The 22,774-nt window shown below is 65.6% G+C and carries 23 protein-coding genes; 9 read left to right on the forward strand and 14 right to left on the reverse strand.

The window, feature by feature from the left end; translation table 11 throughout:
• Window positions 1–79: 79 nt before the first annotated feature.
• From LWC34_RS37115 to LWC34_RS37145, 7 genes are all read right to left on the reverse strand, one after another.
• Window positions 80–1,426, reverse strand: a complete 1,347-nt coding sequence (locus LWC34_RS37115; RefSeq protein WP_233729904.1) for a nitrate/nitrite transporter — start codon at window positions 1,424–1,426, stop codon at window positions 80–82.
• Window positions 1,427–1,434: 8 nt separating this feature from the next.
• Window positions 1,435–2,847 (reverse strand): FAD-dependent oxidoreductase, encoded by a 1,413-nt coding sequence (locus tag LWC34_RS37120; RefSeq protein ID WP_233729905.1) that lies wholly within the window; start codon window positions 2,845–2,847, stop codon window positions 1,435–1,437.
• Entirely contained in the window at window positions 2,844–4,826 is a 1,983-nt protein-coding gene (locus LWC34_RS37125) for a molybdopterin oxidoreductase family protein (RefSeq protein WP_233730961.1), read from the reverse strand. Before LWC34_RS37125 ends, LWC34_RS37120 begins: the two co-directional genes overlap by 4 nt.
• A 151-nt stretch (window positions 4,827–4,977) precedes the next feature.
• Entirely contained in the window at window positions 4,978–5,772 is a 795-nt protein-coding gene (locus tag LWC34_RS37130; RefSeq protein WP_233729906.1) for a TIGR02569 family protein, read from the reverse strand.
• Window positions 5,773–5,895: 123 nt separating this feature from the next.
• A complete protein-coding gene (gene moeZ / locus LWC34_RS37135) occupies window positions 5,896–7,077 on the reverse strand; it encodes an adenylyltransferase/sulfurtransferase MoeZ (protein ID WP_233729907.1) in 1,182 nt (393 codons plus the stop codon).
• 75 nt (window positions 7,078–7,152) lie between these two features.
• Window positions 7,153–8,247, reverse strand: coding sequence for a DUF3152 domain-containing protein (locus LWC34_RS37140; RefSeq protein WP_233729908.1), 1,095 nt, complete (start codon window positions 8,245–8,247; stop codon window positions 7,153–7,155).
• A 51-nt stretch (window positions 8,248–8,298) separates the two neighbouring features.
• Window positions 8,299–9,258, reverse strand: a complete 960-nt coding sequence (locus LWC34_RS37145) for an alpha/beta fold hydrolase (RefSeq protein ID WP_233729909.1) — start codon at window positions 9,256–9,258, stop codon at window positions 8,299–8,301.
• 108 nt (window positions 9,259–9,366) lie between these two features.
• On the opposite strand from LWC34_RS37145, the gene LWC34_RS37150 reads away from it, so the two are divergent.
• Entirely contained in the window at window positions 9,367–9,993 is a 627-nt protein-coding gene (locus LWC34_RS37150; protein ID WP_233729910.1) for a TetR/AcrR family transcriptional regulator, read from the forward strand.
• Window positions 9,994–10,045: 52 nt separating this feature from the next.
• On the opposite strand, the gene LWC34_RS37155 is transcribed toward LWC34_RS37150, so the two are convergent.
• Window positions 10,046–10,954, reverse strand: a complete 909-nt coding sequence (locus tag LWC34_RS37155; protein ID WP_233729911.1) for an AurF N-oxygenase family protein — start codon at window positions 10,952–10,954, stop codon at window positions 10,046–10,048.
• A 59-nt stretch (window positions 10,955–11,013) separates the two neighbouring features.
• Here LWC34_RS37155 and LWC34_RS37160 point away from each other — a divergent pair, with 59 nt between their 5' ends.
• Complete coding sequence (locus tag LWC34_RS37160; protein ID WP_233729912.1) at window positions 11,014–11,715, forward strand: TetR/AcrR family transcriptional regulator; 702 nt, start codon at window positions 11,014–11,016, stop codon at window positions 11,713–11,715.
• Entirely contained in the window at window positions 11,712–12,014 is a 303-nt protein-coding gene (locus LWC34_RS37165) for a DUF4873 domain-containing protein (protein WP_233729913.1), read from the forward strand. The genes LWC34_RS37160 and LWC34_RS37165 overlap by 4 nt, the downstream gene beginning before the upstream one ends.
• 56 nt (window positions 12,015–12,070) lie before the next feature.
• Here the strand turns inward: LWC34_RS37165 and LWC34_RS37170 are convergent, their stop codons facing one another.
• Window positions 12,071–12,301 (reverse strand): DUF3107 domain-containing protein, encoded by a 231-nt coding sequence (locus tag LWC34_RS37170; protein WP_233729914.1) that lies wholly within the window; start codon window positions 12,299–12,301, stop codon window positions 12,071–12,073.
• A 39-nt stretch (window positions 12,302–12,340) separates the two neighbouring features.
• The gene (locus tag LWC34_RS37175) at window positions 12,341–13,012 is read right to left on the reverse strand and encodes a ferritin-like fold-containing protein (RefSeq protein WP_233729915.1); all 672 of its coding nucleotides are present in this window, start codon (window positions 13,010–13,012) and stop codon (window positions 12,341–12,343) included.
• 212 nt (window positions 13,013–13,224) lie between these two features.
• Here LWC34_RS37175 and LWC34_RS37180 point away from each other — a divergent pair, with 212 nt between their 5' ends.
• From LWC34_RS37180 to LWC34_RS37190, 3 genes are read left to right on the forward strand one after another with little or no spacing between them, the layout of a single operon-like run.
• Window positions 13,225–14,847: a DEAD/DEAH box helicase gene (locus LWC34_RS37180; RefSeq protein WP_233730962.1), complete on the forward strand. Its 1,623-nt coding sequence runs from the start codon at window positions 13,225–13,227 to the stop codon at window positions 14,845–14,847.
• A 45-nt stretch (window positions 14,848–14,892) separates the two neighbouring features.
• Window positions 14,893–16,242 (forward strand): Rv3212 family protein, encoded by a 1,350-nt coding sequence (locus LWC34_RS37185; RefSeq protein ID WP_233729916.1) that lies wholly within the window; start codon window positions 14,893–14,895, stop codon window positions 16,240–16,242.
• Entirely contained in the window at window positions 16,239–17,108 is an 870-nt protein-coding gene (locus tag LWC34_RS37190) for an alpha/beta fold hydrolase (RefSeq protein ID WP_233729917.1), read from the forward strand. Before LWC34_RS37185 ends, LWC34_RS37190 begins: the two co-directional genes overlap by 4 nt.
• Here the strand turns inward: LWC34_RS37190 and LWC34_RS37195 are convergent.
• The 3 genes from LWC34_RS37195 to LWC34_RS37205 form a co-directional block, all read right to left on the reverse strand.
• Window positions 17,105–17,476 (reverse strand): hypothetical protein, encoded by a 372-nt coding sequence (locus LWC34_RS37195; RefSeq protein ID WP_233729918.1) that lies wholly within the window; start codon window positions 17,474–17,476, stop codon window positions 17,105–17,107. The two genes, LWC34_RS37190 and LWC34_RS37195, sit on opposite strands and share 4 nt — an antisense overlap.
• Window positions 17,477–17,928: 452 nt before the next feature.
• Complete coding sequence (locus tag LWC34_RS37200) at window positions 17,929–18,762, reverse strand: RecB family exonuclease (protein ID WP_233729919.1); 834 nt, start codon at window positions 18,760–18,762, stop codon at window positions 17,929–17,931.
• A gap of 9 nt (window positions 18,763–18,771) precedes the next feature.
• Window positions 18,772–19,401, reverse strand: coding sequence for a MarC family protein (locus LWC34_RS37205; protein ID WP_233729920.1), 630 nt, complete (start codon window positions 19,399–19,401; stop codon window positions 18,772–18,774).
• A 154-nt stretch (window positions 19,402–19,555) separates the two neighbouring features.
• On the opposite strand from LWC34_RS37205, the gene LWC34_RS37210 reads away from it, so the two are divergent.
• From LWC34_RS37210 to LWC34_RS37220, 3 genes are read left to right on the forward strand one after another with little or no spacing between them, the layout of a single operon-like run.
• A complete protein-coding gene (locus tag LWC34_RS37210) occupies window positions 19,556–19,948 on the forward strand; it encodes a GntR family transcriptional regulator (protein WP_233729921.1) in 393 nt (130 codons plus the stop codon).
• Window positions 19,945–20,820: an ABC transporter ATP-binding protein gene (locus tag LWC34_RS37215; RefSeq protein ID WP_233729922.1), complete on the forward strand. Its 876-nt coding sequence runs from the start codon at window positions 19,945–19,947 to the stop codon at window positions 20,818–20,820. Before LWC34_RS37210 ends, LWC34_RS37215 begins: the two co-directional genes overlap by 4 nt.
• A complete protein-coding gene (locus tag LWC34_RS37220) occupies window positions 20,817–21,821 on the forward strand; it encodes an ABC-2 membrane transporter-related protein (RefSeq protein WP_233729923.1) in 1,005 nt (334 codons plus the stop codon). Before LWC34_RS37215 ends, LWC34_RS37220 begins: the two co-directional genes overlap by 4 nt.
• 58 nt (window positions 21,822–21,879) lie before the next feature.
• On the opposite strand, the gene LWC34_RS37225 is transcribed toward LWC34_RS37220, so the two are convergent.
• A complete protein-coding gene (locus LWC34_RS37225; protein ID WP_233729924.1) occupies window positions 21,880–22,752 on the reverse strand; it encodes a PHP domain-containing protein in 873 nt (290 codons plus the stop codon).
• Window positions 22,753–22,774: the final 22 nt, after the last annotated feature.

A 22,774-nucleotide genomic window follows, 5' to 3' on the forward strand; every position in this document is an offset into this window, starting at 1 on the left:
TCCTCAATGCTGGGTTGTGAGCGTGTCGAACCGGGTTCTGCTGTGTTTCCGGCGCGTTAAAGGAATCTCCCGTCGCAGGTCAGACACGTGAGAGGGCAGGCTCCGCGGCCTTGACCGAGGACGGTTTGCGCAGGTAGACAGCCCACGTGACAACGAAACAGACCGCGTAGAAGGCCAGGAACGCAACGAATGCGGGGATTCCGGTCTTGGCCGTCATGAACGACTCACGGAAGGCCAGGTTGATGAACAGCCCGCCCAGTGCGCCGATGGCGCCTGCCAGGCCGATCAGGGCGCCGGACAGCCGCCTGGCCCGCAGCAATGCGAACTTCTCGTCAGCTCCGGCCTCGATGTCGGACTGCGCCTTGGCACGGAAGATGGCCGGGATCATCTTGTACGTGGATCCGTTGCCAAGCCCGGAGAAGATGAACAACGAGATGAAGCCGCCGACGAACACCGGCAGGGAGTTCATGTTCGACGCCAGAATCGTCACAGCGGTTCCGGCGGCCAGCGCGAGGAACGTCCAGAACGTGACCTTCGCGCCACCGATACGGTCGGACAACCACCCGCCAACCGGCCTGATCAGTGATCCAACCAACGGTCCGAGGAACGTCAGCGAGGCGGCTTGCAGTGGTGTCCGGCCGAACTGGTTCTGCAGCACCAAACCGAACGCGAAGCTGTAGCCGATGAACGAACCGAAGGTGCCGATGTAGAGGAACGACATCACCCAGGACTGCGGATCCTTGACAACTTCACGCAATGCCTTGGTGTCGCCACTCATCGTGCCGAGGTTGTCCATGAACAGCATCGCGCCGATGGCGGCAAGGATCAGCAACGGCACATAGATGAACAGCACGATCCGCGGCGCACTCAGGCCCGCTGTACTGATCACCAACAGGCCGATCAGCTGAATCGCCGCCACACCAAGGTTTCCACCGCCCGCGTTGAGGCCGAGTGCCCAGCCTTTGTGGCGTTCCGGGTAGAACGCGTTGATGTTGGCCATCGAGGAGGCGAAGTTACCGCCACCGACGCCACCGAGCGCGGCGACGAGCATGAAGGTGCCAAGCGAGGTACCTGGCTGCATCACGGTCGCGGCCAGGATGGTCGGGATGAGCAACAGGAACGCCGAGAAGATCGTCCAGTTGCGACCTCCGAACTTCGCCGGTGCGAACGTGTAGGGAATCCTGATCAGCGCACCGACCACCGTCGGCGTCGAGACGAGCAGGAACTTGTCACCGGCGGACAAACCGCACTGCGGGCCCATGAACAAGACCATCACCGACCACAGTGTCCAGATCGAGAAGCCGAGGTGCTCGGCGAAAATCGAGAACCACAGGTTTCGCGCGGCGATCTTGCGTCCGCCGTTGTCCCAGAACGTCTGGTCTTCCGGCTCCCACTGGTCGATCCACCGGCCACCGATACGCTTCATGTTCGTCCTTACGTCGTGGTCGAGAGCCAGTCGGCAATGCCGCAGACTGCGTCCTTACAGCTGCCGCACCCAGTCGTCGCCCTCGTTGCCGACGCCAGGTCTGTCACGCTCGTGGCGCCCGCACGCCACGCCGTGACCAATTGCGCTTTCGTAACCGAGTTACACCGGCAAACCAGGGCGCTGCCCGGCAACTCGGAGGGACTTCCCGCAGGGGTTACTTCCGACGGCAGCGCTCGTCCCAAAAGGACGGCGAGACGGTCCGACGGAACCGGAACTCGGCTGTCGTACAGCTGGGTGATCGTGGCGGCCGCGTCCGGAGCTCCAATGAGGATCGCTCCGGCGACACGGTCCTGCCTGACGACAAGCTTGGCGTAACGACCGCGCGTCGGGTCGTTGAGGCACAGGACTTCGGCGTCTTCAGCGTCCGTGTCGACGTGCACCTCGCCAAGCGCCGCCAAGTCGACATCGCGTGCCTTGAGCCTGGTGACAATCGGTGTTCCGTGGTACCGCTTGGCGACGTTCTTGCCAGTCAACAGGTCGGCCAGAACTTCGGCCTGTTCCCAAGCCGATTGGACTAGTCCTGCCATGGTTCCCGGGTGCTGCGCGCAGTCGCCGATCGCGTGGATGCGCGGATCGCTGGTACGCAGGCTGTCGTCGATCAGGATTCCCCTGTCGACATCAAGCCCTGCCTTGACAGCCAGATCGGTTTCCGGCTTCACGCCTGCCGTCACCACGACCATGTCCGCTGGCACCAAGCCGTCTTCGAGCTTGAGGCCATCACCTGGGACGTACCCGTTCACCTTGGCGTCGAGCTTCACCTCAACACCCAATGTGGACAGTTGTTTGGCGAGAACCTTGCCGCCTGCTTGGTCAAGCTGGCGTTCCATCAGATGACCGACCGGGTGCACGACTGTCACTTGGCAGCCTCTGCCAACCAGTCCACGCGCGGCTTCGATGCCGAGCAGTCCCCCGCCCAGCACGGCAACCGGCGCACCCGGACGCGCGGCCGCAAGAATTCCCGCGCAGTCGTCAAGTGTGCGAAAAGTATGCACGCCAGGGGCGTCCGGGGCCAAACCTTCGATTGGCGGGATCCAGGACCGGCTTCCCGTTGCCAGCACAAGGATGTCGTAGCCGATCGTGCTGCCGTCGGTCAGGGTCACCTTGCGGGTGTCCCTGTCGATCTCGGTGACACTCACACCAAGCCGGACCCGGTCGTGCCATTCCTGGCCGTGCAGGGTGACGTTCTGTGGCTTCATCGTCCCGGCGACCACAGCGGACAGCAGCACCCGGTTGTACGCCAGGTGTTGCTCCTCGCCGAGGATAGTGAGTGAGATGCCTTCAGGCTCGCGCCGGAGGATCTCCTCTGCCAGCCGGGCACCGGCCATACCGTAACCGGCGATGACTATCTGACGTGGACTCATGAGCTCCCCCAAGGGGCTAGTCGGACCGCGCAGACTTTGAACTCCGGCATCCGGCTGGTGGGGTCGAGCGCCGGATTGGTCAATCGGTTCGCACTGTTCTCGCCAGGGAAATGGAACGGCAGAAACACCGTGTCCGGACGCATCGAGGCCACACACCGCACGCGTGCTTGGACTTCACCGCGTCGCGACGAGACCTTCGCCATGTCGCCGTTGCTCAGCCCCGAGCGCTCGGCCGTGTCCGGGTGGACTTCCACATAGGACTCTGGGACGGCCTTCACCAGTTCGTCGATCCGACGGGTCTGTGCACCTGACTGGTAATGCGCGAGAACCCGCCCTGTCGTTGCCCGCAAAGGAAATTCATCGTCCGGTGGTTCGGCTGGTCCTTTGTGGTCGACTGGGATGAACTTGGCTTTGCCGTCTGGGTGGGCGAATTCGTCCTCGAAGAGCCGCGGTGTTCCGGGATGCGCCAAAGACGGCACCGGCCAGTGCAGAGCTTCGCCGTCACGCAGGCGCGCGTACGTGATACCGGAGTAGTCCGCGATTCCGCCTTGGGAAGCCTTGGCGAGCTCGTCGAAAACCTCTTCAGGGATCGTCGGGAACGCCTTGGCCGGTGCACCGAGCCGGATCGCCAATTCCTGCAGGACTTCCAGATCTGATCGGACGTCCGGCGGTGGCTGCAAGGCCGGCCGCCGGTGCAGGACGCGACCTTCGAGGTTGGTCAGCGTGCCTTCTTCTTCGGCCCACTGGGTCACCGGCAGGACGACGTCAGCCAGAGCCGTTGTCTCGTTCGGCACGAAGTCCGCTACTACCAGTAGATCCAAGTCCTTCAGGCGTTCGGTGACGTGCGACGCGCGTGGGGCGGACACCACTGGGTTGCTGCCGAAGACAAGCAGGCCTTTCGGCCCGTGCGGGCGGCCCAGCGCATCGAGCAGTTCATATGCCGACCGGCCGGGCCCTGGTAAAGAATCCGGGTCAACGCCCCACACTTCGGCGACATGGGCGCGGGCCGCGGGGTCGTCGATCTTCCGGTATCCCGGCAGCTGATCGGCTTTCTGGCCATGTTCCCTGCCGCCTTGGCCGTTTCCCTGCCCGGTCAGGCATCCGTAGCCGCTGCCAGGCTTTCCCGGCAGTCCCAGAGCAAGCGCTAGGTTGATCCACGCGCTCACAGTGTCAGTGCCGGAAGCGTGCTGTTCCGTGCCGCGAGCGGTGAGAATGTAGGCGTTCTTGGCTTTGGCAAGCATTCGAGCGACCGCGCGCTGGTCCGTCGCTGACACGCCGGTGATGCGCTCGACGCGCTCCGGCCACCATGCGGCGGCGATACGCCAAGCGTCCTCGAAACCCTGCGTTCTGCGTTCGATGTAATCGTGTTCCGCATACCCCTCGCTGAACACCGCATGCAGAATTCCCAGTGCCAGCGCGAGATCCGTGCCCGGTGCGGGTCGCAGGTGCAGCATGGCGCGCTCGGCAGTGGCTGTACGGCGCGGATCCACCACAATCAGCCCGGCCTTGATGTGCTGCATGAACGGCGGCATCGTCTCCGCCGGGTTCGCGCCGACAAGCAGAATCATGTCCGCGTCGTCAAGATCCGTGACGGGGAAAGGCATCCCGCGGTCCACACCAAAAGCCTTGTTGCCAGCGGCAGCGGCCGACGACATGCAGAACCGGCCGTTGTAGTCGATCTGCGAGGTCTTCAGCGCGACTCGCGCGAACTTGCCGAGCGCGTAAGCCTTCTCATTGGTGAGTCCCCCGCCGCCGAAGATGGCCATACCGTCACGCCCGAACTCCCATTGGATTCGCTCAATCCGCGAAGCCACGAAGTCCAACGCCGTGTCCCACGTCACAGGTTTGCCGTGCAGTAACGGTTTCGTAAGCCTCACCGGATTGGACAGCAACGCCCCGGACGTCCACCCCTTCTGGCACAACCCACCGCGGTTCGTTGGGAACTCTCGCGGCGTGACCAGGGCACCTTCCAGTATCATCCCGCACTGGAGCGCGCAGTAGGGGCAATGCGTCTCAGTGCTGTTGGCCGTCACGCGGCAAACGCTAAGGAGCGGTTGTTACCTAGGGATGCGGCCGTGTTTCGGCTGTGCGACATTGCCTGCTCAGCGGGACATAATTCGCCGTGAGGTGCTAAAGAAGCTGATCGACCTGCTCGGCCACGCGAGCGAGGCCCTTCAACGACTCCGCGGTAGAACGCGGGTGCAACGCGTGCACGGCAAGGCGGAAAAGCAACGCCTGCAGCATGGTCTGCGGCCATTCGGACAGGTGCGACCACCGGCCAATGATGCCATCGTCGGCGCCACCCCACGCCAACGCGTCCACCACAACGACAGCGGCGGCCCACTCCGGCGGCCGCCAGTACGGCCGGAAGTCGATCAATCCGGGGTCCTCGTCCCCGACGAACAGCACGTTCCCGAACAGGTCACCGTGCACGACCTGCTTGGTCAGCGTTGCGGGCTTCTGCTTGGCGTCCAGCTCGGCGAAGAGCTCGCCGCCGCGATCGGGTTTTAACGGCATGTCCAGCTCGCCGCTCGCCACCCGGTCGGCGATCGCGAAAAGGTCCTGACGGGCGTCGATGAACCGCGGCCTCGGCAGGCTCTTGAGGGCTTCGTGCAGCGTCAGGGACACCGAGATGACCTCGTCGTGTCGCGGCTCGGCGTGGCCTTCGATGAACCGGTACGCGGCCCAGCCGCCAACGACCCACCGGCCGTCGGTGCTCCTTAACGGACGGCCGATCCTGAGCCCTGGCACGTGCAGGTCGCCAAGCGCCTTGGCAACCCAAGCCGCTTCGGCGGGGCTGCTGGCCGGCTTGAAGGCGCCGTCCCCGCATCGCCACATCGGGCCGGCGTCAATCAACTCCGGCTCCGCGTCCCGTGCGCCGAATGCGGCACGGACGTGTGGTGGAGGCGGCTTCGGAGTACCCATCGGCAGGCACGCTACCGCGTCCCGCACCAATATCCAGCCCCGCCACGCCTTAGCCACCTCGTGAGTGGTTATGCGGGTTAGAACACGGCTAACCACTCACGAGGCGCACGCTGGGAAAACAGGTCAGTATGTCGGCAGGCTGGGGTCAACGTCCCGTGCCCAGCCGAGAACACCGCTGCCCACGTGCACGGCGTCGGCAAATCCGGCCTTGTGCAATGCCGCAAGGGCCTCAGCCGAGCGGGCACCGGACTTGCAGTGCAGGACAATCGGCTTGTCCTGCGGCAACTGCGCCAGTGCCTCGCCGGAGAGAATCCGGTCCTTCGGAATGAGCACCGCGCCAGGAATGGACACGATCTCGTACTCGTGCGGCTCGCGGACGTCGATCAGCGCGAAATTGTCGCCCCGGTCGAACTTTTCCTTCAGCTCGCGCGGGGTGATCGTGGAACCGGCCGCCGCCTTCTGCGCGTCGTCCGACACCACACCGCAGAACGCGTCGTAGTCGATCAGCTCGGTGATCTTCGGGCTTTCCGGGTCCTTGCGGATCTTGATCGTCCGGTACGACATTTCCAGTGCGTCGTACACCATCAACCGGCCCAGCAGCGGCTCGCCGATCCCGGTCAGCAGCTTGATCGCCTCGGTCACCATGATCGAACCGATCGACGCGCAGAGCACGCCGAGCACGCCGCCCTCGGCGCACGACGGGACCATGCCGGGAGGTGGCGGCTCCGGGTAGAGGTCGCGGTAGTTCAGGCCCTGGCCGTTCGGCGCGTCCTCCCAGAAGACGCTGACCTGGCCTTCGAACCGGAAGATCGAACCCCAGACGTACGGCTTGCCCAGCAGCACCGCGGCGTCGTTCACCAGGTACCGGGTCGCGAAGTTGTCCGTACCGTCGAGGATCAGGTCGTAGTCACGGAAGATCTCGAGCGCGTTCTCCGAGTTCAGGTGCGCCTCGTGCAGGTTCACCGTGACGAACGGGTTGATCTCGGCAATGGACTCGCGGGCCGAGACGGCCTTCGGCTTGCCGACGTCCGACACGCCGTGGATCACCTGGCGCTGCAGGTTCGACTCGTCGACCACGTCGAAGTCCGCGATCCCGAGCGTGCCGACACCGGCGGCCGCCAGGTACAGCAGCGCCGGGCTCCCCAGGCCGCCTGCACCGACAACCAGCACGCGAGCGTTCTTCAGTCGCTTTTGACCGTCGACTCCAACATCTGGGATGATCAGGTGCCTGCTGTAGCGGGCCACCTCGTCCTTGGTCAGCTCCGCAGCGGGCTCTACCAGCGGCGGCAGCGAACTACTGGGCATCGACTCCTCCTAAGCGTTGCCCCCAATCCAACACCGCCGCGGGCCGGACTCATTCCAGATGCCCACATTGCGGGATCAGGTGCCCGGCGCTTTTCCTTGCGGATTGGGCCACGGATTGACCTTGCAGACCTTGCCGTCGGCCTTGACCGGGTCACGTGTGCCCGGGACCGCGTCGTTGAGCTGGGCAACGTAGTTGTTGTTCACGCCGAACGTCTGCTGCATCATCACCGGCGCAAGCCCGTCGGCCTGCAGACAGCCCTCGTGACCACGGCCGAACGCGTGACCAACCTCATGGTTGATGGCGTAGATCCGGTAGTTGCCGCTGTCGCCGTTGAACGCCAGCGCGCCGCGCACCCAACGAGCGAGGTTGATGACAACCCGGCCGTCACGTGACAACCGGCACGAGGACTCATATGGGATCGTGCGGCCGCACAGCTTGTGGGTGGTCTCGGGCGTGGTCAGCGAGATGCGCACCTGCGGCTTGTCGGTCACGCGCTGCACGGCGATGCGGGGATCGCTCGTCCAGCCGCGCGGCTCGGCCAATGTCCGGTCGACCAGGCCCGCGAACGCGTCGTCGCCGCCACCCATTTCGGCGGCGTTGATGCCGTTCTCGACTTCGACCGTGTACGTGTAGGTCTGCTTGGTGCCCTGGCCGACCTTCGGGCCGTTTCCCGGAATGACCCGGAAATCGCCGGTGCCCGCCTTGGTGAACTCCGCGCCGGGCGGCAGGTCCGCGGTCGGGATCTTGGCGTCGATCGGGGTGACCGCGCGTTCGGTGGCATCGGGGGTGTCCGTGGGCACCTCATTGTCGCCGCCGAACGTGTCCGCGGCGGTGCCGTTGTTCGTCGCCTGCGCCTCGAGGGACGGCCCGGCTTTGGTGGTGTCCCACACCACCAGCGCGGTGATCACCAGCAGGATCGGGATCGCGTACAGCCGCCAGCCGTAAACAGAGAGAAGACCGCGTTTCTTGACCGGTGGCAGTCGCCGGAAGGACTCCTCGGCGTTGTGCTCGTCCGGTTGCCATGCCGCGGCGAGCGGTTCGCCGGACGCGCGGCGGCCTCCACGCTCGTACCGATCATCACCCGCACGGCGGCCCACCGGTCCACGTGCCGTTCCGGAGCGTGACTTTTTCGGGGGCGAGACTTCTCCTCCTTGGGTCTTCCGGCTCACGGCATACAGGGTGCCACATCACTCTCTGATAACGAATGCGCGACTCGGCCTCTACCAGGTTCCGTCTTTTTCGGCTTCGAAAAGTCCAAGTACTGCCCGCGCGACCGTCTCTGGCCGCTCCATTTGCGCCACATGACCGGTTTTCGGCAGCACGAGCAGCCGCCCTTTCGGGAGCAGCCGAGCGGTCCGCGGGGCCTTACGGACAGTAACCAATTTGTCCTCGGTGCCCCAGATCACCAGCGTCGGCGCGGTGATCTGCGGCACGATCCGCCAGAGCGACTGCTTCGGCGGTACGAGCCACGCCCGGAACAGCCCGAGCGTCGTGGCCATCAGGGCTTGCGCGGCCCACGAGAGCTTCGCGCGTTCGACGAAGTCGGCCGCCGTCTCCTCCAGCCGGTGCGGCGGGACAAGCGCTGGGTTGGCGAAACACAGCTTGACCAGCTGTTGAGCGCGCTGCATTGGCGTCAGCATGGCGAGCTGACGGCGGAATCGCGGCCCGACGATCGGCATCATCGCGAACGGGATCCGTGGGTCGGACATCCGGTTCGGGAACGGTCTGAGGTCCGGCACCGCGGGCGAAACCAGGGTCAGCGTCTTCACCAGATCGGGGTGTTTCGCCGCGAGGATCATCGAGTTGCCGAACAGGTGCACCGGCCCGAGGTCGAGGCCACGCAGGAATTTCGCGAGCGTCTCGGCGTGCTCGACAAGATCGAACTTGTACCCGGCAGGCGGCTCGGTCTGGCCCGCGCCGGGCAGGTCGACCGCTATGCCCTGGGCGTGCAGAGACAGCTGCGCGGCCAGGTCTGTCCAGTTCTTCGACGACCCGCCGAGGCCGTGCACGAAGACCGCTGTCTCATCGGTTGGGCCCGGTGTCCTGCGGATATGCAGGCGTACGCCGCCCGATTCGACGAACTCGCCGGGCCAGGCCAGCTGGGTGGTGTCCAGTGGCGGGCGCGGCGCGTCGGACAAGGGAACTCGGGTCAGCGGGGCCCGCTCACTGGTCACGTTCATCAGTCCAGTGTGCATGGACGTGGCGGCATCTTTGTGCGGACGAATATCGAGACGTCCGCCGGTCCGACATACCGGCGAGTAAGGTTTGGGGCGGAGCGAGGAGGCCGAATGTCGGAAACGATGCAGCAGGGCACCAAGAGCGCAAGACTGCCGAGGACCGCCCGGCGCGCGCAACTGCTTGCCGCGGCGCAGGACGTTTTCGCAGCTAACGGCTACCACGCTGCCGCGATGGACGAGATCGCCGAGCGCGCGGGTGTCAGCAAGCCAGTGCTCTACCAGCACTTCCCCGGCAAGCTCGAGCTGTACATGGCGCTGCTGCAGACCCACGCGGACGAGCTGATCGCCGGTGTGACCGGCGCGCTTCAGTCCACAACGGACAACAAACTGCGTGTCCAGGCGGCTGTCGGTGCGTATTTCGACTTCGTCGACAGCGAAGGCGAGGCGTTCCGCCTGGTGTTCCAGTCGGACATTCGCGGCGAACCGGTAGTCCACGAGACGATCGAGCGGGCGACAAAGGAATGCGTCGACGCCATCACCGCGACGATCACGGCCGATGCCGGAATGGACGAGGAGCGCGCGCGGCTGCTCGCGGTCGGCCTTGTCGGTGCCAGCCAGGTCGCGGCCCAGTCATGGCTGGCCAGCAACCGTCCGATCGAAAAGGCCGAGGCGGTCAAGCTGATCTCGACGCTGGCCTGGCGCGGAATCGGCGGCGGATACCCACTCCAACACTCGTGAGTGGTTATCCAGGTTAGAACACGAATAACCACTCACGAGCTTTGAGCTGGGGTTATGCGATCAGGAAAGAGGCTTTCCAGAAGCGCGTGCCTGGGGCGCCGACCAGTCCGGCCTCGTCGAGGAACTTCATGATCCGCTCGCCCGACCAGCGCAAGGTTTCCTGGTGGTGCGGGTTTTCCAGCGCGACCTTGGCCGCGTGCTTCGGATCGAGCCCGACGGCCTTGTAGACGCGCGGGTTGATCAGGCTGCGCGTGATCGCGAAGGCCACGGCCGCGATCAGCAGACGTTGGTACGGCAGCTCCCACTTGCGCAGGTTTTCCATGCCGCGTACCACTTCCTGGCGCGCGAACGTGACGTGACGTGCCTCTTCGAGGACGTGGATCCGGTTGACCATGCGGACAAGTGGCTGGACGTTCTCGTCCGCCATGCTCTCGCGCTGGATGCGGTCGAGGATCTCCTCGGCGATCAGAATCGAGCCGTACAGCGCGGGGCCGTAACCGATCACCGGCAGCAGCCTGCCCAGCTTCTTGAGGATCGGCGGCGGGCCGTACGCAGGCGCGCCGACTCGCTCGATGGCGCGCGCGAACATGGTCGAATGGCGGCATTCGTCGGCGATCTCGGTCAGCGCGTACTGGGCGTGCCGCGTGGTCGGGTCGATCCGGTAGACCTCCTTGAGCAGCATCTGCATCAGCAGGACCTCGAACCAGATGCCGTTGCTCGCGATGCTGGCGACCTCGTGCTTGCCGAGCTCGATGCGCTGTTCCGGCGTCAGCTGATCCCACAGTCCCGTGCCGTACAAGGAAATCCGGTGATCCGGCGCGTACCGCATGTTCTCCCGGAGCGGTGCCTGCCAGTCGATGTCGACCTCGGGGTCGTAGAACTTGTCGGCCGATGAGTTCAGCAACCGCTCGGCGGTCTTCTCACGGTCGGAACCCTGGGCAACTCGCAACGCGCGGCTCATCGGAACACCCCTTTAAGCGTTACCGGAAGTAACAGTTACTTCTGGTAGCATGCAGCGGCATGGGCGAACGTGTCAAGGGACAGGGCGACGCACGGCGCGAGCGCTGGCGTGAACACCGAGCTGCCCGCCGAGAGGAGTTCGTCGAAGCAGCACTGCGGGCACTCGCCGAACACGGCCCCGACCTGGGCATGGACCACGTCGCGCAGGCAGCAGGCGTAACAAAACCCGTGCTCTACCGCCACTTCACCGACAAAGCAGACCTCTTTGTCGCATTGGGACAAAGAGGCACGGAAATCCTGTTCGAGCGGCTGATCCCGGCGATCAACCGCGAAGAAGCCCCGGTGCCGAGGATCCGCAAGAGCCTCGACGCCTTCTTCGGCGTGATCGAGGACTACCCGAACCTGTACCGGCTGCTCGCCCGTCGGTCGTTTGGCGACCGTCCGGTGGACTCAGACCCGGTCCGTGAGGACAAAGAGCTGATCGCCGCGGCTTTGACCAGCTTGCTCGGCGACTACATGCGCGCGTTGAACCTGGATTCCGGCGCGGCGGAACCATGGGCCTACTCGATCGTCGGAATGGTCCAGACGACCGGGGAATGGTGGCTGGAGCGCCGGTCGATGTCACGGGACGCGATCGTCGAATACCTCACCACGATCATCTGGGCCGCGATCGACGGATTCCTGCGTCAGCACAACGTGCAAATAGCGCCGGACAAGCCATTCGAAGTGAACAAAGTCGTTCAGCTGAGGAGAATCCAGTGACCGAGCACGACGAAGAGGGCTACACCGGTCCGGCGACCTTGCTGGTCGGAGACAAAGAGGTCCCCGTCGAAGTGGAGCTGCGCGGGTACTTCCAGCCGATCGACGGCTACTACCACTGGTACGGCCGCGTGCGGGAAAGCTCTGAACTGGCATCCCTGGCAGGCGGGAAGAAGACCGCCGCGAGGGTACGAACTCCGCAAGGCGAGGCCGCAGCCGAAGTGTCCGATCCGGATCCGTGGAACAGGTACCGCATCACCGGGACGAGCACGCCACCGTTCCAGACAGACCTGACGGCCTAAAAGACCTCGTGAGTGGTTATCAAGGTTCTAACCTTGATAACCACTCACGAGTCTTTTCAGGACTTGACGGTGAAACCGACCTTGCGGGTGTCCGCGGTGCCGATCTCCACGTAGGCCACGCGAGCGGCCGGGATGATGTAGCGGCGGCCTTTGTCGTCGACAAGGGTGAGCTGGCCTGCGGGGTTCTTCAGCGCGTCGGCCACCAGCGCCTCAACCTCGTCGGGCGACAGGTTGCTCGTGAGGAGCAGCTCCCTTGGGCTGTCCACCACGCCGATCTTGACCTCCACGCTGACCTCCAGCTTGTGCCTCTTGGTGATGGGAGCAGATTATCCGAGTCCGAGCGCGGTCATCCGCTTGCCGTGCGCCTGCTGCAACCGCCGGAACAGCGCCGCGATTCCCGCGAGATCGCCGGAACCCGTCACGATCAGCTCCGTCAGCCCGTCGCGTTCGGCCACGATGTACTGGGCCTGCGTCAACCCTTCGCCCAGCAGCCTCCTGCCCCACAAGGTCAGTCTGTCGCGCAGCGTCCGGTCCGCCTCACACGCCGCGCGGACTTCGCGCTCAGCGAACGCCGAATGCCCTGTGTCGGCGAGCACACCGAGCACCAGTGCCTTCGTCGACTCGTCGAGCCAGTTCGCCAGCTGGCTGTAGAGGTCAGCCGCGAGACCGTCGAACACGTAGGCCTTCACGATCGACTCGTGCCAGCTGCGCGGCGGGGTCGACGCGTGGAAGTTCTCGAAGTGCTGGATGAACGGCTGCATCGCCTCGGTCGGCGCCACGCCGTGCGCGGTGAGGTACTGCTCGATCTTGCTGTAGTGCCCGATCTCGGCCGCCGCCATCACCGACAGCGCCGCGCGCCCTGCCAGGGTCGGCGCGCTGCGGGCGTCCTCTGCCAGCCGGTCGAACGCCGACAGCTCGCCGTAGGCCAGCACGCCCAGTAGATCAACAACTCCATCCTGTAGCCGTGCGGAGTCCACCACAGAATCAGCCTCGCTCATGGCGGTGAGCGTAACGGCAGGACAGCCCAGGTAGACTCGGTGTGACGCCCGGCGTACCCAACGCCGTGAGGCGACGTTGTATGACAGTGACGGCCAAGCCCGTCACGTGGAGGGTGTGTGCACGCCACGCTGGCCCTCCCGCGCAGGCGCCCCAGCGCCGAGCAGCGGTCGAGCGGCCCAACCAGGGCAGTGCGCACTGGTAAAGAGAGGCGATCACCCTGAGTTCTACCCAAGAGAATCTGGACCCGGTAGCGCTGGAACACAGCGAAGCCGGCGTTCCCGACACTGACACGTCCCACCCGCTGCAGGCAGGCGCTCCGGTCAGGGGCGACTCCCCGACCTTCGCCGAGTTCGGCGTCCGTGACGAGATCGTCAAGGCCCTGTCCGCCGCCGGCATCGATCGCACGTTCGCGATCCAGGAGCTCACGCTCCCGCTGGCCATGTCCGGCGACGACATCATCGGCCAGGCCCGGACCGGGATGGGCAAGACCCTCGGGTTCGGCGTCCCGCTGCTGCACCGGCTGCAGACGCCGGGCGACGGCACCCCGCAAGCGCTTGTCGTCGTGCCGACCCGTGAGCTGTGTCTGCAGGTCACGCACGATCTGACCGACGCGAGCAAGCACCTTGGCGTGCGGATCCTTTCGGTTTACGGAGGCCGCCCGTACGAGCAGCAGATCTCGGCACTGCGCAAGGGCGTCGACGTGGTCGTCGGTACGCCCGGCCGACTGCTTGACCTGGCCGAACAGCGTCACCTGGTGCTCGGCAAGGTCCGCTCGTTGGTGCTGGACGAGGCGGACGAGATGCTCGACCTCGGCTTCCTTCCCGACATCGAGCGAATCCTCGGAATGGTGCCCGACGAGCGGCAGACCATGCTGTTCTCGGCCACGATGCCCGGCCCGATCATCACGCTGGCCCGCACGTTCCTGCGCCAGCCGACGCACATCCGCGCCGAGGAGAACGACCAAGGCGCCATTCACGAGCGCACCCGTCAGTTCGTCTACCGCGCGCACTCGCTGGACAAGGAAGAGATCGTCGCACGGGCGCTGCAGTCCGAGGGCCGCGGCCTGACGATGATCTTCGCGAGGACCAAGCGGACCGCCCAGAAGGTGGCCGACGACCTGGCCGAGCGCGGTTTCGCGGCCGCGGCCGTGCACGGCGACCTCGGTCAGGGCGCTCGTGAGAAGGCGCTGCGCGCGTTCCGGTCCGGCAAGGTGGACGTGCTGGTCGCGACCGATGTGGCGGCGCGCGGTATCGACATCGACGACGTCACGCACGTGATCAACTTCCAGTGCCCCGAGGACGAGAAGACCTACGTGCACCGGATCGGCCGCACGGGCCGCGCCGGGCGCACCGGCGTCGCGATCACGCTGGTCGACTGGGACGAGGAGTACCGCTGGAAGTCCATCAGCGACGCACTCGGCCTTGACATGCCCGAGCCGGTCGAGACGTACTCCACGTCCGACCACCTGTACTCCGACCTGGGCGTTCCGTCTGACGCAACCGGCAAACTGCCGGACGAGATGCGGACCCGCGCAGGCCTTGACGCCGAGATCGAGGAAGACCTGACCGGCGGCAAGAAGAGGCGCAGGCGCAGCGGCTCCCGCAGCACCCGCTCGTCTTCGCGGACCAACGAGGCTCCGGCTGGTGACGGCGAAGAGCGTCCGCCACGGCAGCGTCAGCGCAGGCGCCGTCGCGCAGGCGAGGACGTCACAGCCGCTGAAGAGAAGCCCGCAGTTCAGGAAACCACCGAGAAGGCCGCTGACAAGCCACGACGCCAGCGCACGCGTCGCCGCGCAGGCGTCGAGGTGGCGCGTGACGCGGGCGAAACCTCGTGAGTACCGTGAAGTAAGGACTTTACGAGCATTCGCGAGGAGGACGACGTGCCGGACACCGCCGACCACGACGGGCACGGCACGGAGGATGTGCTCGACGGTCCGGTCCACGACGACCCGCCACGGCCACCGCGCACGTCGTTCCATCGGCGGCGCGACTTCATCGCCGTGGCGCTCATCGTGGTCGCGGTGGTCGCTGGCTGGGCGCTGATCGGCACGACCAGCGACTTCGCCGCGACGTCCTCGCAAACCGCGTCAGACAACGTGGAAACGCCAGAGGCGCCCAGCACGCTCCCGCCGTCGTTCGGCGAAGCGTGGCGGGCGCCTAGCGACGCGACTCCGATCCCCGTCGCGGTCGGCCCGACTGTGGTCACGGGTAACGGCAGGGAAGTCATCGGCCGCGACCCGTTGACAGGCAAGGAGCGCTGGCGTTACGCCCGCGACATTCCACTGTGCACAGTCGGTGAAGGTTTCAACGACGCGGTTGCGTTGTTCCGCAAGCCTTCCAACGCGTTGTCGTCGAACGACCCGTACAAGCAGGGGAACTGCAGCGAGGTCACGTCGCTCGACGCGACCACTGGCGAACGCGACCATCAACGTAACGGTGACGCCGAAAAGGACACTCAACTGCTGTCCGGCGGCTCGCACCTGACCACGACCGGAAAGCGCCTGATCAACACGTGGCGCAACGACCTCGTGCAGACGATGGAGTACGGCGCCGTTCCGGACATCGCCAACCCGGACAAGCAACCGCGCGTCGGCTGCACGTACGGCTCGATCGCGGTGACACAAGGTCGAATCGGCGTGATCGAACGATGCCCCTCGGCCAGCGACGCGACCGTGACAGGCGACGACCGGCTCACGGTCTACAACCCGGACGGCAAAGAAAACGAGAGCGACACACCAATTGTGTTCTTCAGCAACACAGTTGGCGGCTCGCGTGCGCAGATCATCGCGATGAACGAGAACTACACGGCGATCGCGCTGCCCGACCCGTCCCGGATTCAGGTGTACGACAGCGAAGGCAAAAGAATCGGCGAATACCCGATCTCGGTGCCGGAATCAGATTTCGCGAACGACCCCGCACGCGGTGTCGTCTCCGTGACCAAGTCGAACGAAGCGGTGTTCTGGTTCACCGGAACAAGGACGATCGGTTTGACATCGACGGACTTCCGTCCGCTATGGACAGTGGAGAACACCCTCGGCCCCGGCGTGATCTTCGCCGGATACCTGTTGCTACCAGTAAAGGACGCATACCTGGTGACCGATCCAGTGACCGGCGCGCGTGTCGCGCAGACAGCGGTCAACCGCGACGAGTACAACGGGCCTGTGCAGATGTCCACACTCGGTCCGATGGTGCTCGAACAGCGCGGCTCGACATTGGTCGCACTCCGATGACCCCGTCGCAGGTCAGCCCGCACGGAGCGAGGCGTGTCGACCTTCCCGGCCGCTACGGCCCGCTGGCGGCGCTGCGTCGTCCGGTGTCCGGCCAGGGCCCGATTGCCTTGCTGGTACCGGGATATACAGGGTCCAAAGAGGACTTCGTGCCGCTGCTTGATCCCATTGCCGATGCGGGAATCGAGCCGATCGCGATCGACCTTCCTGGGCAGTACGAGTCGCCTGGGCCGGTTGAGCTGGACGCGTATCTGCCTGCCGCACTTGGCGGTTTGATCGCCGAGCTGGTCGGGAAACTGGCCGCTGATGGACGTCCGATTCTTGTGCTTGGGCATTCGTACGGCGGTTTGGTCGCGCGCGGGGCCGTGCTCGCGGGGGCGCCGATTCGCGGGCTGACTCTGCTCAGCAGTGGGCCGGAGGAGTTGCCGATCGGCCCTCGTCGCAAGATGCTGGACTTGGCCGAGCCTGTGTTGCGTGAGCACGGTATTGAGGCGCTGGCGAGCTTCCGCAAGGCGATGTATGAGAACGACCCGAGCTGGCTTCAGCTTTCCGTGGAGCTGCGGGAGTTCCTGACTGAGCGGTTCCGGCGGACCACCCCGGAATGCTTGCTGGGCATGGCGATGGGGCTGCGGACCGAGAGCGACCTCGTCGACAGTCTTGCCAGGCAACTGGAAACCACTGCGACCCCATGCTTGGTGGCCTGCGGCGCCGAGGATGACGCCTGGCCCATCGCGGCCCAGCGGGACATGGCTGAGCGACTGGACGCGGACTTCGCCGTGATCCCAGGCGCCCGGCACTCACCGGCCGTCGAGAACCCCGAGGCGCTGCTTGGTGTGCTGTTGTCGACGTGGCGGATGTGGCTGGCCTAGATCCACCAGAAGAGAACGAGTACGAGCAAGGTGATCACGCCAATCCCCAGACCTGCGATCATCGCTGGGCGCCCGGAGCTGCGGTTGACCGTGCGTTGCGCGTAGATCGCCAGGCCTGCGGCGACGATGTGGCCAATGAGCTCAACCACGCCAAGACCCGGGACTCCCTTGCTCCAGGAGATGATCTGGAGGACAAAGATGGCGACGGCCAGCACTACCAGGCCCGCGGCCAGTGCTCCGGTGAGTTCGCGCCAGAAGCGGCCCTTCCGACGTTTGGGACGGTCATCGGTGGGGTTGTCTTCGGCCCGCGGGTTCTGGACTGGGTCGATGCCAGCACGCGATGCGTGGGCAGCACGCTCATCAGCCACCGGCCGCGGGTTTTGCACCGGCTCAATCCCGGCAACCGAACGATGAGCAGAGAGCTCCTCAGTGGCCGCATGAGGGATCCGGCCATCCGCGGCCGGGCGAACTGAGCCTCCCCCAGCCGAGCGCGGATTCTGCACCGGCTCCATCCCCACACGCGAACCGCGAGCAGAAAGGTCCTCGGTTGCGGCCTGCGGGCTCCGCGCCTCCGGGCCTTCCCCAGCGCCAGCACGCGACCGGCGAGCAGAAGCCTCCTCGGCAGACTGCGGTCTCCGAGGTCCCGTCGCTGCGCGACCCGATCCGTCCTCGGCCCGGGAGTGGCGCGCTGGGCGCTCTTCAGCCGCCGCATGCCGTCCAGCTCCCCCATACGGGTTCTGAGCTGGGTATTTGTCCGTCACCGCGTTTGTGTTCGCGTGTGGGTTCTGGGTTGGGAGTTCTTCGGTCACTTGCTCTGGCTTCACGGCGGCAACATCCCCCACGGGGCCGTCGGCGGCCCGGCTGCTTGACCTTCTGGGCAGTGGCGACGGAAGTCGCACCATGAGCATTGCCTTCCCACTTGCGGCGGGAACAACACGTCTGGATCGCCGCCCGCGTCGAAGGTGTCCGCCGCGAGCTGCAGTTCCTCCGCTGTTTCCTCCGCGCGTTTCTGGTGGCGGGCCAGTGATTCGTCGGTGTGCTCCCAGACTGCGACTTCGCCTGTCGGCAGGTGGTGAAGTTCCACGCGCCTGCATTTGCGGCGCAGGGTGCGTGTCGTCGCGATCGCGTACATCGCGAGCGCTTGGGAGCCGCGGGCATCGTCGGTGGTCAGTGCCTGGCGACCGGTCTTGTAGTCGATGATCACGAGTTCGCCGTCGCGGTCGTCGATCCGGTCGACTCGTCCTTCGGCCACGATCGTGCCCGCTGGTGCGGACACCCAGCGTTCGAGACCGATCGGGTCGACCGACACGTCCGTCTCCGAGAGGTAGCGGGCCACCCATTCGCGAGCGCGCTCACGGTAGACAGCAGCTTGACCTGAGTCAGCGAAACCGTCGTCTTTCCAATGGGTTGTCACGAGGGCCGCGCCGGTTTCGGCCGTCCGCTTGTTCAGCGGTAGGTCGAAGAACGCCCGCAAGGCGTTGTGCACCACGGCACCCAGGGTGCTGTGGGCGTACGCGCCACCTCTTTGCGGTGTCGGGCGGTCAATGTACGTCATTCGATAGCGGCGTGGGCAATCCACCCACGTCGCCAACTTCGACGGCGTCACCCGAACGAGTTTCTTCGGCATGCTGTCGAATCCGAGCTGCCCTTGCACACCACCAAGCTACCCGGAACCACTGACAAAACCGCGGACGGAGTCGGCCAAGAGTTGTACCGCGATCGCCGCGAGCAACAGACCTGCGATCTTGGCGAGCAGCGTGATGCCGCTCTCCTTGATCAACCGGATCACCACGCCGGAGAAACGCAGGCAGATCCACAGCAGGAAATGCACAGCCAAGATCGCCAGCGTGAGCGCGACGTACGAACCGGTCTTACCCTCCGCCTGCCGGACGAACACGATCGTGGCCGCGATCGCACCCGGCCCGGCCAGCAACGGCGTGCCCAGTGGGACCAAGGCGACGTTGACGTCCTCGACTTCCTGCGGCTCAGCCGTGCCGCGCCCGCTCAACAGGTCCAACGCGATGATCAGCAGAAGTAGGCCGCCAGCGCCCTGCAGTGCCGGGATGCCGATGTGCAGGTACGACAGGATGGCCTGCCCGCCGACCGCGAACAGGCTGATGACCAGCAGCGAGACGAGCACCGCCTGCATCGCCGCCTTCGCCCGCGCCGCCCGCGACTTGCGGCCGACCAGGCTGAGGAAGACCGGGATGGTGCCGGGCGGATCCATGATCACCACCAGCGTGATGGTGGTCGCGGTGAACATCCGCGCGTCGAAGTAGTCAGCCAGTGCCACGAGCACATCCAAACAGGACACACGCAAAACCGCAGGTAGCGACTCGTGAGTGGTTATGAGGGTTAGAACACGCATAACCACTCACGACCCTCACGGTGGCGATCAGCCCCGACTTTACCTATAGTGCCAGTTAGATAGATAAATGGAGGAAGTCGTGATCGAGTTCCATCTGAACGGCAGGTCGGGCCTGTCGCCGTACCAACAGCTGGTCCAGCAGGTCCGGCACGCGCTGCGACTCGGCCTGTTACACGAGGGCGACCAGCTGCCGAAGGTCAAAGACGTCGTCGCGCAGCTGGCCATCAACCCGAACACGGTGCTCAAGGCCTACCGAGAGCTCGAACACGACGGGCTCGTCGCGGCACGCCCCGGCGTGGGCACGTTCGTCACGGCCACGCTCAACGGCGGAGCGAACGCCGCCCTTGCCGGTTTACGGCAGGACCTGCAGCACTGGCTGGCCAAGGCCCGCAAGGCAGGACTCGACGAGGAAAGCATCGAGGCCCTGTTCACCACGACCTTTCGCTCCGCCGCACAGGAGGACATAGCATGATCCTCGAAGCCCATGGGCTGGGCAAGAAGTACAAGCGGCGGCGGGCACTCACCGACTGCACGCTGGAAATTCCGGCGGGTCACGTCACCGGGCTTGTCGGCCCGAACGGCGCCGGCAAGTCGACGCTGCTCAACCTGGCCGCAGGCCTGCTCACGCCGACCGAAGGCACGATCGAGGTATGCGGCGGGCGCCCGGGGAGTGGCGCCGAGCAGCTGGCCAAGGTCGGGTTCGTCGCGCAGGACACGCCGATCTACGCAGGCCTGACGGTCGCCGATCACCTGCGGCTCGGCTACGAGCTCAACCCGAACTGGGACAATGCGTTGGCGTACAAGCGGATCACCAAGATCGGCCTGGATCCGGCGCAGAAGGCAGGCAAGCTCTCCGGCGGCCAGCGCGCCCAGCTCGCGCTCACCCTCGGCATCGCCAAACGGCCGCAGGTGCTCCTGCTCGACGAACCCGTCGCCGCCTTGGATCCGTTGGCGCGCAGGGAGTTCCTTCAGGATCTGATGGAGGCTGTGGCCGAGCATGAGCTCAGTGTCGTGCTTTCGTCGCATCTCATCGCCGACTTGGAACGGGTCTGCGATCACCTGATCGTCCTGCTGGAGTCGCGCATCCGGATGACCGGCGAGTTCGACGAACTGCTGGCCACGCACTTCCGGCTGACCGGCCCGCGCCGGGACGTCAACACACTGCCCCGCGACCAGCAGGTCATCTCGGCCAGCCACACCGACCGGCAGACCACGCTGCTCATCCGCACGACCGAGCCGATTCTCGACCCGGCATGGTCGGTCGAGCAGGTCACCATCGAGGACCTCGTCCTGGCCTACATGAGCCGCCCGCAGACCCGTCCCGTACTGGAGGTCGCACGATGATCTGGTTGACCTGGCGGCAATTCCGGTTCCCTGCCGCGGCGATCGGCGCCATCGTCGCAGCCCTCGCCTTGGCGCTGCTCATCTTCCGGCTCCCGACAGCGACCGACGCGTTCGCGATGTCGAACCTGCTCACCGGGCGCGACGAGTGGCTCTACTACCTCAGTCTGATGGCGATGTACGGCCTCCCGGCGGTCATCGGCGCCTTCTGGGGCGCGCCGCTGATCACCCGCGAACTGGAGACGGGCACGTATCGGTTGGTGTGGAACCAGACCGTCACGCGCGGCCGTTGGCTCGTGGTCAAACTCGGACTGCCGGGCCTGGCTGCCATCGTGGCCAGCGGGCTGGCGAGCCTTGTGGTCACGTGGTGGGCGAACCCGATCGACACCGTGGGGGCCACCGGAAGTTACGGCGCCAGGATAGAACCTCTTGTCTTCATCGCACGCGGGATCGTGCCGATGGGTTACGCCGCCTTCGCGTTCATTCTCGGTGTCACCATTGGGATTCTGCTTCGGCGCACGGTGGTGGCGATGGCCGCGACGCTCGTGCTCTACGTCGTCGTGCAGCTCGTGGTCCCGTTGCTGCTCCGCCCGCACATGATGCCGCCGGACACCCAAACCCTGGCGATCAACGAAGACACCATCACCCTGACCAGGATCGACAACACCGGCAAGATCACCGACCTCGGCACCGAGACCGTGCCCAACTCGTGGCTGCTGTCCAACGACACCATCGACGCCAGCGGCACCAAGGTCATGCTCGGCGAAGCCGCCGGACTCGCCGAATGCAATCTGCCCGCGCCGAGCCTGCGCGTGCCGCCGCCCCAGAACTATCGGGAGACGTGTTTCGCCAAGCTCAGCAGCCTCGGTTATCAGCAGCAGCTGACGTATCAGCCCGCGAGCAGATTCTGGGCGCTGCAAGCCATCGAGACCGCGTTCTACCTCGTCTTGACGGCGCTGCTGACCTGGCTGACGTTCCGGCTGGTCCGCCGCCACCTGTCCTAGCCAAAACCCCAGCTCAGCCCTCGTGAGTGGTTAGCAGGGTTAGAACACGCATAACCACTCACGAGGGGCTCCAGCCGCGCAGCAACGGGACACCGGAGGCGCGGGACACCAGCTCGTCGAAAGCCTCCGGTGAGGTGGATTCCTGGCCGATCCTGATGGTCTTGTTGGTGCCGTGGTAGTCGCTTGACCCGGTCCTGATCAGACGCAGATCCACGGCTAGCTCCCCCAGCTCCGCACGAACCGAGGCGTCGTGATCGGGATGGTCGACCTCAAGCCCGGTCAACCCGGCAGCGGCCATCTCCTTGATCACGTCCGCGGTTACGGTTGGCCCGCGGTGGTGAGCGAAAGCGTGCGCGAGGACGGTCACGCCGCCCGCGTCGGCGATCATCTGGATCGCGGTGTGCACGGGAGTGTCCCTGCGGCCGACATGGAACCGGCCGCGAGAGTTGAGGAACACCCCGAAGGCCTCGTCGACGCTGGATACGACACCCGCCTGGACCAACGCCATCGCCAAGTGCGGACGACCGGCCGGCGAATCCGCGGGCAAGGACGCCATCAACGCGTCAGGGTCGACGGGATAGCCATCTTCGGCCATGCGCTGGGCCATCTTGTACAGCCGCGCACGGCGTTCCGCGCGCAGGCGGGATTGTTCGGCCACGATCGCCGGGGCGGTCGGGTCGAAGAGGTATGCGAGTAGGTGCACGGTGGCCGTGCCGCCGCGCCCGTTGGGCGAGGTGCAGGACAGCTCGGCACCTCTGACCAGCGACAAGCCGTCCGGCAGCGCCGCTTCTGCCTCGTCCCAACCGGCCGTCGTGTCGTGGTCGGTCAGCGCGATCGCGGACAACCCTGCCGCGGACGCCTTGGTGACCAGCTCCGTGGGCGTGTCCGTGCCATCCGAGACGGACGAGTGCGTGTGCAGATCGATCACCATGCCATCCAGTGTGCTGCATGGC

The organism is Kibdelosporangium philippinense (assembly GCF_021390435.2).
GTDB classification, from domain to species: domain Bacteria; phylum Actinomycetota; class Actinomycetes; order Mycobacteriales; family Pseudonocardiaceae; genus Kibdelosporangium; species Kibdelosporangium philippinense.

What these genes read in the sequence shown, in the direction of transcription:
- LWC34_RS37115 (WP_233729904.1), bottom strand. Translation starts at nt 1,426, where the DNA reads ATGAAGCGTATCGGTGGCCGGTGGATCGACCAGTGGGAGCCGGAAGAC.
- LWC34_RS37120 (WP_233729905.1), bottom strand. Translation starts at nt 2,847, where the DNA reads ATGAGTCCACGTCAGATAGTCATCGCCGGTTACGGTATGGCCGGTGCC.
- LWC34_RS37125 (WP_233730961.1), bottom strand. Translation starts at nt 4,826, where the DNA reads ATGATACTGGAAGGTGCCCTGGTCACGCCGCGAGAGTTCCCAACGAAC.
- LWC34_RS37130 (WP_233729906.1), bottom strand. Translation starts at nt 5,772, where the DNA reads ATGGGTACTCCGAAGCCGCCTCCACCACACGTCCGTGCCGCATTCGGC.
- moeZ (WP_233729907.1), bottom strand. Translation starts at nt 7,077, where the DNA reads ATGCCCAGTAGTTCGCTGCCGCCGCTGGTAGAGCCCGCTGCGGAGCTG.
- LWC34_RS37145 (WP_233729909.1), bottom strand. Translation starts at nt 9,258, where the DNA reads ATGAACGTGACCAGTGAGCGGGCCCCGCTGACCCGAGTTCCCTTGTCC.
- LWC34_RS37150 (WP_233729910.1), top strand. Translation starts at nt 9,367, where the DNA reads ATGTCGGAAACGATGCAGCAGGGCACCAAGAGCGCAAGACTGCCGAGG.
- LWC34_RS37155 (WP_233729911.1), bottom strand. Translation starts at nt 10,954, where the DNA reads ATGAGCCGCGCGTTGCGAGTTGCCCAGGGTTCCGACCGTGAGAAGACC.
- LWC34_RS37160 (WP_233729912.1), top strand. Translation starts at nt 11,014, where the DNA reads ATGGGCGAACGTGTCAAGGGACAGGGCGACGCACGGCGCGAGCGCTGG.
- LWC34_RS37175 (WP_233729915.1), bottom strand. Translation starts at nt 13,012, where the DNA reads ATGAGCGAGGCTGATTCTGTGGTGGACTCCGCACGGCTACAGGATGGA.
- LWC34_RS37190 (WP_233729917.1), top strand. Translation starts at nt 16,239, where the DNA reads ATGACCCCGTCGCAGGTCAGCCCGCACGGAGCGAGGCGTGTCGACCTT.
- LWC34_RS37215 (WP_233729922.1), top strand. Translation starts at nt 19,945, where the DNA reads ATGATCCTCGAAGCCCATGGGCTGGGCAAGAAGTACAAGCGGCGGCGG.
- LWC34_RS37220 (WP_233729923.1), top strand. Translation starts at nt 20,817, where the DNA reads ATGATCTGGTTGACCTGGCGGCAATTCCGGTTCCCTGCCGCGGCGATC.
- LWC34_RS37225 (WP_233729924.1), bottom strand. Translation starts at nt 22,752, where the DNA reads ATGGTGATCGATCTGCACACGCACTCGTCCGTCTCGGATGGCACGGAC.